The 12,883-nt window shown below is 40.7% G+C and carries 12 protein-coding genes and 1 pseudogene; 5 read left to right on the forward strand and 8 right to left on the reverse strand.

What is annotated here, in order from left to right; genetic code table 11:
- Window positions 1-163: 163 nt before the first annotated feature.
- The gene (locus tag M5E07_RS12410; protein WP_252219614.1) at window positions 164-1,777 is read left to right on the forward strand and encodes an oleate hydratase; all 1,614 of its coding nucleotides are present in this window, start codon (window positions 164-166) and stop codon (window positions 1,775-1,777) included.
- Window positions 1,778-1,887: 110 nt separating this feature from the next.
- On the opposite strand, the gene M5E07_RS12415 is transcribed toward M5E07_RS12410, so the two are convergent.
- Window positions 1,888-2,079: an NF038215 family lipoprotein gene (locus M5E07_RS12415; RefSeq protein WP_252219616.1), complete on the reverse strand. Its 192-nt coding sequence runs from the start codon at window positions 2,077-2,079 to the stop codon at window positions 1,888-1,890.
- Window positions 2,080-2,319: 240 nt separating this feature from the next.
- Between M5E07_RS12415 and M5E07_RS12420 the strand changes: the two are divergent.
- The 3 genes and pseudogenes from M5E07_RS12420 to M5E07_RS12430 all read left to right on the forward strand — a co-directional run.
- Window positions 2,320-2,467, forward strand: a pseudogene (locus tag M5E07_RS12420) (HlyD family secretion protein); the annotation flags it as partial.
- A 63-nt stretch (window positions 2,468-2,530) separates the two neighbouring features.
- Window positions 2,531-3,400 carry a 1-aminocyclopropane-1-carboxylate deaminase/D-cysteine desulfhydrase gene (locus tag M5E07_RS12425; protein WP_252219618.1) on the forward strand — a complete coding sequence of 290 codons (870 nt, stop codon included), beginning with the start codon at window positions 2,531-2,533 and terminating at the stop codon, window positions 3,398-3,400.
- A gap of 64 nt (window positions 3,401-3,464) precedes the next feature.
- Window positions 3,465-4,664 (forward strand): BaiN/RdsA family NAD(P)/FAD-dependent oxidoreductase, encoded by a 1,200-nt coding sequence (locus M5E07_RS12430; RefSeq protein ID WP_252219620.1) that lies wholly within the window; start codon window positions 3,465-3,467, stop codon window positions 4,662-4,664.
- 89 nt (window positions 4,665-4,753) lie between these two features.
- On the opposite strand, the gene M5E07_RS16340 is transcribed toward M5E07_RS12430, so the two are convergent.
- From M5E07_RS16340 to M5E07_RS12460, 7 genes are all read right to left on the reverse strand, one after another.
- Complete coding sequence (locus M5E07_RS16340; protein ID WP_265735818.1) at window positions 4,754-4,888, reverse strand: hypothetical protein; 135 nt, start codon at window positions 4,886-4,888, stop codon at window positions 4,754-4,756.
- A gap of 146 nt (window positions 4,889-5,034) precedes the next feature.
- Window positions 5,035-5,190, reverse strand: coding sequence for a hypothetical protein (locus M5E07_RS12435; protein ID WP_416253323.1), 156 nt, complete (start codon window positions 5,188-5,190; stop codon window positions 5,035-5,037).
- Window positions 5,191-5,254: 64 nt separating this feature from the next.
- A complete protein-coding gene (locus tag M5E07_RS12440) occupies window positions 5,255-6,934 on the reverse strand; it encodes a mechanosensitive ion channel (protein ID WP_252219622.1) in 1,680 nt (559 codons plus the stop codon).
- Window positions 6,935-7,551: 617 nt separating this feature from the next.
- A complete protein-coding gene (gene eutC / locus M5E07_RS12445) occupies window positions 7,552-8,367 on the reverse strand; it encodes an ethanolamine ammonia-lyase subunit EutC (protein WP_252219624.1) in 816 nt (271 codons plus the stop codon).
- A gap of 15 nt (window positions 8,368-8,382) precedes the next feature.
- Window positions 8,383-9,768 carry an ethanolamine ammonia-lyase subunit EutB gene (locus M5E07_RS12450; RefSeq protein ID WP_252219626.1) on the reverse strand — a complete coding sequence of 462 codons (1,386 nt, stop codon included), beginning with the start codon at window positions 9,766-9,768 and terminating at the stop codon, window positions 8,383-8,385.
- 12 nt (window positions 9,769-9,780) lie between these two features.
- Window positions 9,781-11,226 carry an ethanolamine permease gene (eat, locus tag M5E07_RS12455; RefSeq protein ID WP_252219628.1) on the reverse strand — a complete coding sequence of 482 codons (1,446 nt, stop codon included), beginning with the start codon at window positions 11,224-11,226 and terminating at the stop codon, window positions 9,781-9,783.
- A gap of 121 nt (window positions 11,227-11,347) precedes the next feature.
- Window positions 11,348-12,217, reverse strand: coding sequence for an IS982 family transposase (locus M5E07_RS12460; RefSeq protein ID WP_252219631.1), 870 nt, complete (start codon window positions 12,215-12,217; stop codon window positions 11,348-11,350).
- 239 nt (window positions 12,218-12,456) lie between these two features.
- Here M5E07_RS12460 and M5E07_RS12465 point away from each other — a divergent pair, with 239 nt between their 5' ends.
- Window positions 12,457-12,879, forward strand: a complete 423-nt coding sequence (locus M5E07_RS12465; protein WP_116762515.1) for a hypothetical protein — start codon at window positions 12,457-12,459, stop codon at window positions 12,877-12,879.
- Window positions 12,880-12,883: the final 4 nt, after the last annotated feature.

The following is a 12,883-nucleotide window of genomic DNA, read 5'->3' on the forward strand; positions in this document are numbered from 1 at the left end:
ACATTTTAATCCAATTACTTTTTTCTCCATAAAATCATTTTTTTAATCAAAATTTCACATTAAATTTTCACATTTCTTTCCTAGTATTTTTACACCAACAATCACATACTAAAAATATGGTTTTATTTTACTTTCTGATAAAAATGACACAAGAGGGTTGATCATGCCGAATAAAAAAACATTCGACGCCAAACAAACACATCTCTGGATCGTTGGGGGTGGCATTGCAGGTATGGCGGCAGCAGCCTTTGCCATTCGTGATGCACAAGTCCCTGCCAAAAACATTCATATTCTAGAAGAATTAAATATTACGGGTGGCTCCATGGATGGCGGTGCAACACCTGAAGCTGCACATGCATGGGTTACGCGTGGTGGACGGATGCTGACCGATGAAACCTATTTATGTTTATGGGATTTATTTTCGACTATTCCCTCTTTAGAAAATCCAGACATTTCTGTATGGGAAGAATGTCGTGAGTTTAATGAGAAAGTGAAAACCCACGCCAATGCACGATTAATTGATGCCAAGCACAATATTTTAGATGCGGAAAAATTAGGTTTAAGCAATTTACATCGCGCACAAATGTTACGCTTATTAGCATCAAAAGAAGAGCGCATTGGCAGCCGTCGTATTGATGAGTTTTTTGATGACTCTTTTTTCCAAAGTAATTTTTGGCGCATGTGGCGAACGACTTTTGCCTTTCAAAAATGGCATAGTGCGGCTGAATTAAGACGTTACTTCTTGCGCTTTATTCAAGAACTGCCTCGCATTCATACTTTGGCTGGCGTAAAAAGAACCAAATATAATCAATATGATTCGATGATTCTGCCTTTACAGCGTTGGTTAGTTGAACAAGGCGTTGATGTGCGCTTTGGAAACTATGTCACCGATGCAGATTTTAGTACGGATGAAACCACACAAGAGCGTCGTGCGACCAAACTTTATGTCAAATTACCTGAAGGTAAAGAAGAAATAGAACTACAGCAGCATGATCTTGCCATTTTTACCTTAGGTTCAATCACTGCCGACTCACGTTATGGCAGTAACGATGATATTCCTGCATTAATTCGAGATCGCCAAGATCATGGCTGGCGTTTATGGGAAACGCTTTCCAAAAAAGCACCTGATTTTGGCCGACCTATGAGCTTCTATGGCAATGTGGATGAACACAAATGGGAGTCTTTCACGCTGACCATGAAAGATGATGTGCTACTAAAACGGATTGTTGACTATACAGGCAACGAACCCGGCACAGGTGCATTAATGACATGGTTTGAATCAGGTTGGCATTTATCCATTGTGGTTCCTGCACAACCCCACTTTGCCAATTTACCACAAGGTAGTTTTACCCTCTGGGGTTACGGTTTCCAAATAGATCATATTGGCGATTACATCAAAAAACCCATGTCTGAAGCCACTGGTCAAGAAATTTTAACGGAGCTGATCAAACAGTTAGGGTTTGACGATATTTTGGATCATGTTTTGGCAACCACCAATGTCACAACGGTCATGATGCCGTATGCCTCTGCCCTATTTGCCTGCCGTAAACCTGGGGATCGTCCTTTCGTGATTCCAAAAGGATCACAGAATTTTGCATTCTTAGGGCAATTTGTAGAAATTGAAGATGATGTGGTCTTTACCGTCGAATATTCAGTTCGTGGGGCAATGCTAGCCATTTATGAATTCTTTGGGGTCGAACGTGAAATCCCAGAGATTTATAATGGTTTACTCGATCCTAAAGTTGGATTAAAGGCTTTAGAAGCAGTTTTCCACTAATGACTTGAATTAAAAAAAGAGCGTCATTCAGATGCTCTTTTTTTATTTAATCTGTTTTGAATCACTATTGCCTTCTAAAGTTTAGTGAAATTCATCAAGATCCGATAACACTAAGGTTGCGAATGATCGACGTGGGATGTTTGATCACGAGCTATCGACTTATAATCATGATCAGCCACAGGGACACCCCCAATGACCATGGTTCTAACCATCGTTTGAGGTTTATTCAGATCATCCTTTGCATCACAAGCTGTGAGCAACCCTGCCATAATACAGATCAGTATCAAGGATATTTTGTTCATCACATCCCCTCTTTTTCGTTCTTATTGTTCTTTCAGCATAGCACTTTTATTTTTCCAATCCTATCGACTTTGTTACAACTTTTATCCATCCACATGATGGTTCTGCGCGTATGTTCTTTATTTTAAAAAACATCAATTATTCATAGTTAAAACAATAATATGAATGATTTAAGCCAACCAAAATTCGATGTAAATATTTATCCAATGTATTGAAAAAAGTTATCTTGGCGGCGTCTTATAAAACCCGCCAAAAATACGGGCAACTTTACCAAAGTGGTACAACGCTGCAGTACGTATTGCAATTGATCCAAATCAAACGAGTATTGAAAACTTACGTCCTGGCATGTCCGTAATTAGTTCGGTCGATACCCAATCTGTACAGCATTAATCTTGTGCAGAAACAATTCATTTTCATTTACACTATGCTCTAAGCCAAGTTGATAAAAATCTTATGTTTGACCAAATTGCCCAAACTATTCCTTATCAGAAGATTACTGTCGAAGGATTTGAGATCAGCATCAAACGTTTGGACTTGGTCCATCCACACATTTCAGGTAATAAATTTTTTAAACTCAAATACAACCTGTTGGCAGCACAACAACAAGGCTATAAAAAACTGCTGACCTTCGGCGGAGCATATTCCAATCATATTGCCGCAACTGCCTATGCAGCGCAGTTATTTGGATTTGAAAGTTTAGGCATTATTCGAGGTCAAGAGCTGGCCAGTAAACCCTTAAACCCAACTCTAAATACGGCGCAACAATTTGGTATGCAGTTGCAGTTTGTAACGCGTGAAGCCTATCGACTAAAGCAAAGCCCAGCCTACTTAGCACAGTTACAACAAGACTACCCTGATTATTATGTGATTCCTGAAGGAGGGACGAATCCCCTCGCCATTCTAGGCTGCACAGAAATTATCTCTGATAAAGATCGACAAAATTTCGATCTGATTTGCTGTGCCGTGGGGACAGGTGGCACCATTGCAGGTCTGATTGAAGCCAGTCATTCACAACAGCACGTTTTGGGCTTCTCCGCGCTCAAAGGCGATTTCTTAAGCACAGAGGTCGGACAACTCACCCCAAAACGGAATTGGCAAATTACCGATCAATATTGTTGTGGGGGCTATGCCAAAACCACGCCTGAACTACTGCAATTTATTCAAGACTTTGAGCAGCGCTATCAGATTCCACTGGAACAAATTTACACAGGCAAAATGCTGTTGGGTTTAACCGATTTGATTCAACAAGGTTCATTTCCAACGGGTCATCGTATTTTGGTGATTCATTCAGGTGGGCTTCAAGGTCGTTTAGCCGCGCTTTAGATAGTCCTGAAAAAGCAAAAAAGATGGTCTATAATGCCCTGCTTTATTCTCCCGTGAGTGTGTCATGTCCGCAAATCAATATGATGTCTTAGTTTTAGGTGCAGGTGCATCTGGCTTAATGACAGCCTATATGGCAGCTCAACGCGGACGGAAAGTGGTAGTGGTGGAAAAAGCCAATAAAGTCGGCAAAAAAATTCTCATGTCGGGTGGTGGTAAATGTAACTTTACCAATCTGTATGTCGAGCCAAGCAACTTTATTTCACATAATCCGCACTTTGTGATTTCAGCCCTGACCCGCTATACCAATTGGGACTTTATTGGTCTCGTTTGTGAGTACGGCATTGAATATGAAGAACGTAAACATGGTCAACTCTTCACCCTCAATGGTGCTAAAGAGATTTTAGCCATGCTATTGAGTGAGTGTGAAAAAACAGGTTTGGTTGATATTAAAACCAACTGTGAAGTGAAAGCCATCACCGCACTCGATGAGCAAGGTTTTCAAATTGCCACAACACTGGGTTATTTTGAAGCCGAATCTGTAGTGATCGCATCAGGTGGTTTATCTATTCCAACCTTAGGTGGTTCAGGCATTGGTTATGAGATTGCAAAACAATTTGGTCACCATGTTTATCCAACTCGTGCAGGTTTAGTGCCTTTCACCTTCTCGGACAGCTTTAAAGAAGTGACCACACGCTTAAGTGGCAACGCGGTCGATGCGACTTTATCGAATGATTTAAATTCTTTCACCGAAGCCTTGTTATTTACCCACCGAGGACTTAGTGGTCCAAGCTCACTACAGCTATCGAATTATTGGGATGTTGGGCAAAGCTTCAAAATTGACTTCTTGCCAAGCATAGATTTACAAGATTACCTAAAAGCGAAAAAACACAGTCAACCCAAAGCCCTGATTCGCACTTTACTTGGCGAACATTTTCCTAAAAGTGTAGTGATTGAACTGCAAAACCTGATTTGGCCTGAACTGGCTGAAACCGCAATTGGTCAGTTGTCGGATGAAAAACTTGAACACATCGCAACGCGCTTGCATGCATTTGAAGTCAAACCATCGGGAACCGAAGGCTACCGTACCGCTGAAGTGACTTTAGGTGGTGTAGATACCACTGAGGTTTCATCGAAAACCATGGAAAGTAAAAAGCAAAAAGGCCTGTATTTTGTCGGTGAAATATTGGATGTGACAGGACATTTGGGCGGTTTTAACTTCCAATGGGCATGGTCATCTGCACATGCAGCATCGGAATATGTTTAATCGTTTTATATGAAAAACAGGCAGTGTAAATTTGCACTGCCTGTTTTTATTTGAGCCAACCTATCATCAATAGACTGAAATCTCATCCGTTATTCTAAATAGTCGGTACGCAATAAATGTACTTGCGGATTCGCATGCACACGCTGAATGGCTTTTTGCATTTGATCTAAACTGTGTTCTGTATCAGTCAATACATTTAAACGTGTCAACAAGAATTTTAACATTGGAATTCCTTTCGTTTTATCTTTTTAGTTCTAAAAATTTAATTCAGAAATATGTCAGCAGTATTAAACTAAATACTAAATGATGCTGAATATTTTATATCAATAACACAATAAAATTTAAAATGCGACTCTCTCAGCATAAAGTATTAGTCCTTCTGTTTTGTTGAATCCTCTGCTTCATTAGCATTAGGATGTGCCGAATGCTGTGCAAAAATAAATTTATACGCACTCACTAAAAATCCGAAAGTAATTCCCGCAATAATGATTGGGGCAATAATCTTATTCGGTGCCTTATTCTTCATCATCTTTCCTCATGTATAAGATCGATCAGTCTAAGCATGATCGATCTCGACAAAATTCAACACGTTATTCTGGGTCATCTTTGGGCTGAATATCAACATCCTCTTCAGCTTCACCTGTAGAGCCGTATGGGTTATTCAAAGGCTTATGCTCAGGGTCGACCAATAGATCATCTGGAACAACCTGATCCGTATGTGATGTTGCAGCGGTTTGTTCCTTGACCTGTGTAGATGCCATCGGACTCGACGTTTTCGGTTGCGGATTGGGTTGTTTCGCCTGCTTTTTCGCACAATCAATCAAGTCAGTCAAAATACGTTCCGCAGGTTGACGACCTCCCAACCCAAATGCGAGTGCAAATGCCACAGCGACAGCACCCAAAGTTAAACCAAAAGCCAAGTTCACAATTGAATCAGCAATTCCCATCGCTCTTAAGCCCATGGCAACCACCAATCCCATAATGAGCACACGAACCAAACTGGCTAACCAAAGTGAACTCTGATATTCACCGCGTTGTACAATATTTGCCACCAAATTGGCCAACCAAAATCCAATTACTAAAATGACAGCACCTAATAGAATATTGGCACCAAACTGGATAAACATGGAAATCAGTATACTAACTTGCTCTAAACCCAAACGATTGGCTGCTTCGGACACCGCAAACAGCATGGTAAAAAATACAATCAGATAACCCACCACGCATGAAATTTTCGTGGTGCCTAAAAAACGCTGTAGGTCGAGTTTGGCAGGAATATTATCCACTCCAGTCCCAGAGATTACATCCACCACCAGATTTGCTACAAAACGCGAAACCACATAAGCAATAATCAAAATTAGCCCAGCCGCAATAATCTGCGGAATTGCATTCATAATTTCGTACAACATCGCCGTTGCGGGTTGTGAAATTGAATTAATACCCAAGACTTCAAATGCAATAATTAAGGCAGTAATAATAATAATGGCAAATACAAATGAGCCTAATACATGAGCTAAATTCGAGCTCTTAAACAATCCGATTTTTTGCACTTGCTTTTGCAGATCTAAACTTTGTATCAATCCTTCCAGAATACCTCGAACAATTTTTGCCAAAATATAGCCGACAAATACAATCACAATGGCAATAAACAAATTCGGTAGATATGAAATGGCTTCATTCAACATATTTTGAATTGGGAACAGCAAACCATTTAAACCTAAAATCGACAGAACAATCGGTAAAAATAGCAATAGAATCAGCCAGTAAACAATCTCACTAATATTTTGGCTAATAGGACTGACACCAACATCTTCACTTAGTTTTTCATCGAGCTGAGTTCGATCCAGTAATTTCTTCAGCCCAACTTTCACTAAATTGGCAAAAATCCAGCCAATAAAAGCAACTGCTGTCGCTGCCAAAAGTTGAGGAATAAATAACAAGAACTGCTGAATCATATTACTGAATGGACCACTGACGCTGGTCAGATTCAAAACATTCAATGCACCAATTACGGCGATAAGCAATACAATCCAAAAGACTATTCTAGACACGATATTTTCAATATTGGAACGATGTCCTGTTGCACCAGAAAGCTTTTGATTGGTGCCTAATTTAGATAATACTTTCTTCACCGCAGCGGCGATCACTAAAGCAATCACCCAACCAATAAGCAAAATAGCAACAGCAGACAAAATCGGATGCAACTGATCCCAATAATACATCCCATTCATTTCAGGGGGTCTCATTCCCCCTTCAAAAAACTCATTCATGTCTATTCCCTCTTCTTATTTCTGTTAATGACTAACTCCATCAGGAGCTTGATTGTTGTATTCATAAAGGTATGGAGGTACTTCATTACCTTAAAATTTGTATTTTTTTTAATCAATAACCATATGCAGAATTACAACAAAAGGGCACATTCCAATAGCAAAAAAGCTCTAGCTTGTTGAGCCAGAGCTTTTATTTTATAGACATCATTCAGTTAAATTATTCATTTCAACTCAAGCAAATTTAACTTGAATCATTGCATCGAACCCCCGTCTTCGAGTATTGCTTCAAAGACATTCCCCATTGCACATTCTTAACTTGGCGTTCCGCTTGAAAGCATATACACCACAAGTGCCAAGAAAAAGATACCCACTAAGATTAGCATGTACACTGGTAAGCGTTTTTTTTGTCTTATTTCTTCAGCACTCGTGACATGAGGCGGTTTATTGAAATCATGTACCATGTTCCCCTCACTCAATTCATTCCTTGTTGAATTTTTATACTAACAACAAAAAGTATGAAGTTGTGTGACAAAGCATTATTTGATCGTGAGCGCTTGTAAATTATCTATAGAACGAGCTGCTTAGCTTTTATTTTGACTTAGCATGATATCGCTCTTTTAGAAAATACCATGCAGTAATTGTGGCTGCCCCTGCTCAATCACCATTTCGTGTTCATCCTTTAAATTTACACCAGAAAATTGTAATTGTTTTGACTTAGACATCAGGGCAATCAGGCGTTGTGCCGCTGTCACTTCGTCCAAACCTGCTGGGCGCACATTAGAAATACAATTACGCATGGCATCATGACAGCCTTTTTGAGCTTGCCACGTGTAGTAAATCCCCATGCTATCTGGAGAACTCAAACCTGGACGTTCTCCAATCAGCATCACCAACATTTGTGCATTTAAGATTTGGGCAATTTCATCTCCCAAAGCAACTCGACTGCCCGTTGCGACCATGATAGGTGCCACAGACCAACCTTGCTGGGCACATGCATCTAATATTTTCGAGATAAAACTCACCGCATTATCTTCAATCGCACGTGCAGATAAGCCATCCCCAGCAACAATTAATACATCATATTGTGTTTGCTCGGATTGCATTGCTGTGAGCATTTGCCGTGAAGCCGCTGAAAGTTCCCGCCCCAAATCTGGACGTTTCAAATAAGTATCCTTATCAACTGCACAACTACAGACTTGTACAAAAGCCAGACTCTGCTGCTCAAATTGCTGGCTTAACAATTCAATATCAAGAGGTTTTAGTACAGCATCCTTGGCTTGGGCATGCGCCAATTGAAACTCTAAAAGAGGACGAGTTGGAAGGCTTCCGCCTGTTCTCCCCAAGGCAATTCGAGCATCGGTAAACTGTTTCAGTTGTTCCCAACTGTTTTGTTCAAATTGCTGTGGATATTGAACATCATAATGTAGCTTCATCCATATCTCCTCAAACTAAGACATCAGCAAACGTGAGAATTTTTCAGGCATGTGTTGTGGCCATTCCAGCTTTGAACATTGCTGTTTTAATATACCTTGCTGCTCTAACCAATAGGCAAATTCAGGTGCTGGCGCGAGTCCTAAAAGTTGACGAATGTATAAAGCATCATGGAACGATGTAGTTTGATAATTCAACATCACATCATCTGAACCTGGAATGCCCATAATAAAGTTAATGCCTGCATTGGCTAATAAAGTGAGCAGAACATCCATATCATCTTGATCTGCATCGGCATGATTGGTATAGCAAATATCACAGCCCATTGGGACGCCAAGCAATTTTCCGCAGAAGTGGTCTTCCAAGCCCGCACGAATAATTTGCTTACCGTTATACAAATATTCAGGGCCAATAAAACCCACCACAGTATTGACTAAAAATGGCTTGTACTTACGCGCCACCGCATAAGCTCTGGCTTCTATGGTTTGTTGATCTACCCCATGATGAGTTTGACTCGACAGCGCGCTGCCTTGACCTGTTTCAAAGTACATCACATTTTGCCCTACGGTTCCCCGCTTCAAGCTGAGTGCAGCGTCATAGCCTTCTTGCAGTAAAGCTAAATTAATCCCAAAGGCGCTATTGGCTTGCTCGGTCCCTGCAATTGATTGAAACATCAAATCAATCGGAACGTTTTTATTCGCAAGTTGAATACCTGAACTTACATGCGTCAGCACGCAAGATTGGGTTGGAATATCATATTCGTGAATAATGTAATCGAGCAGCTTTAATAGTTCAGACAGGTTTTGCAAGTTATCGGTCGCAGGGTTAATCCCAATCACCGCATCGCCATTACCATACATCAGCCCATCCAAAATACTGGCGGAAATGCCCAAAACATCGTCGGTGGGATGATTCGGTTGTAAACGGGTGGATAAATGTCCTTCTAAGCCAATGGTATTGCGGAACTGGGTAATCACGCGGCATTTTTTTGCCACCAAAATTAAATCCTGATTGCGCATAATCTTGCTGACGGCAGCCACCATTTCTGGCGTTAACCCTGCTTGTAGCACGGTCAATTTTTCGGTGGTGGCATCTGCACTCAACAACCAATTGCGTAAGTCTCCCACTGTAAAATGGGAAATTGGATAGAATGCCGCTGCATCATGTTCATCTAAAATCAGTCGGGTCACTTCGTCCTGTTCATACGGAATCAGCGCTTCATTCAGAAACTGTTTGAGTGGTACGTCTGCCAAACACATTTGCGCAGCAACACGCTCTGTTGCATTCTGCGCGGCAATCCCTGCAAGCTGATCACCCGAACGTTCAGGTGTCGCCTTTGCCATAAGTGTTTTTAAATCTGAAAAAACATAATGTTGATGTGCAACATCAATCCGATAGATCACTGCCCAGACTCCTTAGGTATTGAGTTCTTGTTCTGCTGCCTGAATATTGGAAAATTCTTCTTCTGGAGTGCCTGCCACCAAATGATGACGGCTATACAATAAGAAATAAAGAATAAACACCGCATAAATTGCGGCTGCCATAAACCACACTTTCGGATCCACCACGAAACCTGCAACCGTCGCAATAGCGGCTAAAACTAAGGCAATCGAAGCGGTAACAATTCCACCAGGTGCTTTATAAGGACGTGGCATATGCGGTTTGGCAATTTTTAATTTGATGTACGCCATCATCATCAGTACATAAGAAATAGTGGCACCAAAAACTGCCATCAAAATCAGCAAATCACCTTCGCCTGATAAAGACAGCATAAACCCAATCACACCAGGAATAATGATGGCTAAATGCGGTGCATGGTTTTTATTTGTTAATGAAAGTTTCTTGGGTAAATAGCCTGCTCGAGATAAGGCAAAAATCTGACGTGAATAGGCATAAATAATCGAGAAAAAACTCGCAACTAAACCTGCCAATCCCACGAAATTAACAAAGCCTGCCAACCACGTATTTTCGCCATAGACCACTTTTAACGCATCCACCAATGGTGCACCAGACTCTTTTAAGGTATCTGCGCCTGCGGCACCCGCACCCAAAAATAAAATGGCTAAGGCAAACACGGCTAAAATCAGCATTGAACCGATCAAACCACGCGGTAAAGATTTATGTGGTTCTTTGGCTTCTTCTGCCGCCAAAGGCACACCTTCCACCGCCAAGAAAAACCAGATGGCATAAGGCACAGCCGCCCAAATACCTAAATAGCCCAAAGGTAAAAATGCACTTGCCCCAACTGCATCGGCTTTGACAGGAATATTGAGTAAATTCTGGCTGTCAAAGTGTGGCAACATGGCGGCAATAAAAACCAGTAATGCTACGGCAGCCACGGCGGTAATAACGAAAATAATTTTTAAGGCTTCCCCTGCACCTTTAAGGTGAATGCCCATAAAAAACAGATAGCAAAGTAAATACACAAACCATCCGCCAATCCCAAACAAGGATTCACAGTAAGCGCCAATAAATACTGCAATTGCCGCAGGTGCAATCGCGTATTCAATCAAGATCGCTGTGCCCGTTAAATATCCAGCCAAAGGTCCAAAAGCCGTACGGGCAAAACTATAACCTCCTCCCGCTGTAGGTAACATGGTCGACATTTCCGACATGGCTAAGCACATACATAAGTACATGATCGCGACAACAATGGTGGCAATAAACATCCCACCCCATCCACCTTGTGCCAAGCCAAAGTTCCAGCCTGCAAAGTCACCAGAAATAACATAGGCAACGCCTAGCCCAATCAGTAATAGCCATCCGACAGCGCCTTGTTTGAGTTTGCGTTGAGCAAAATATTCTGTATTGGAATGATGATCTGAATTGACTTCTGCAACTACACTTTTAACATTTGACATAAGCACCTCGCCCTCGCTTGATGCTAAACACAAATGCATAAGCCATACCAATTTTGACTTTTCGTTCAAAATGATTTGTATTTATTTATAAAAACAGCAGCTTATTTAACCCGAATCCTGTTTAAGCCAATGATTCCATAATTTGAATTTTCGGCTTATTTCGATGGGTTAATTGATATGCGCATAACGATGCGTAAATCCCACTTAGAAATCCATGAATACTACGAGCTTTACTCGTCACTAAATTGTATTGGCCTTTCAATAAGCTGAATAACGTTTCTATTTTATTACGCTGTTTTAAGTGATATTCATCTGATGCACAGAGTTGAACAGACTGCATATTCTTTCGATGATAGGTAATTAAATCAATCCCTTGATTTTTTAATCTGCTTTTTAATTCTTGGCCGATATAGCCACGATCTGCATAAAGCTTTGCTTCTAAGCCTTCAACTAAATGCTCAACCATTTTTATGTCAGCCACATGTCCATTAGATAAAGCAGAACATGCTATTTCACCCAATTGATTCATCGCGATATGTAATTTACAGCCATAAAACCAGCCCATCGAGCTTTTACCACGTGATGCAATTTTGGCTAATGATTTATGGCGTTGAATCCGTTGATTTTTACAGACTGGTAAAGTGGTTGAATCAACCCATAAATATTGACTGCGTTGGCCTTTCATTAAGGCGACATGTAAAGCATGTAGCGCCAATTGATGCATATTGATGAGGTGAATCATCCGTTGGTAGCAGGGTAAACTTTTAAATAAATGATTTTTATCCTGTTTCAACCATGAAAAGAATGCTTTGAAATTGTTGATATGAGAACACTTATACCAAATGGCGATAAAATTGATTTCTGAGAGACTCAATTGAGCTGGGCGAATTCTTACGGAGTGACGACTTTGTTTGAGAAATTTCCAATAAGTTGCTTCAAATTTAAGAAAGAAATCATCAATTACGCAGAATAATTCGGTACTATTGAACATTAGGACTAGAGCTTTAGGTTTGGTGTGGTAACTCAACTGATGGCTCTAGTTCCTTTATTTTTCAAGTCAATTTCTTATCCGCGATTCGGGTTATTTAACTTAAGAAAAGGAAGCCTTTTAGCGTAGTTCCAAGCATGGTGACATGCTAAGCGCACATCAAAGAATATGTAACCAATCTGCCGCATTAAAGCGAAATTAGAGTATAATTATCCACCTCATTTTAAATGCTCCTAATCTTTATGGCGTATAGTCAACAAAGTGTCACACTTGATCTTGACACCGACGTCACCCATCAATGTTCACTACACTACACACGTGATCAGCATCTGATTGGTATTATTGAATTTACCAAACCCAGCTATGTGCTGAAATGGGGTGATTTAGAATATTTCCGTCGTCGCACTGAAGAATTTTCAGTCATGCCTTTTCCAGAGTGCGTGAATGCAATGATTGTGGATATTCGCAATATTGCAGCATTCCTAGACAATGAAGTTCCAATTCTGCCTTGGCGCTTACTGGAAGAGGAATGTCCTGTGCGATTGGTGGTTCCACAAGACCGTCTGGAATATTATGCAGGCTTGTTTGAACCCATTTGGCTCAGCACAGATTTAGACAGTGCGATTTATGAAATTCGTGATTTCATGGATATGTTTGTGCACTAAAAAC

The organism is Acinetobacter tibetensis (assembly GCF_023824315.1).
GTDB classification, from domain to species: Bacteria; Pseudomonadota; Gammaproteobacteria; order Pseudomonadales; family Moraxellaceae; genus Acinetobacter; species Acinetobacter tibetensis.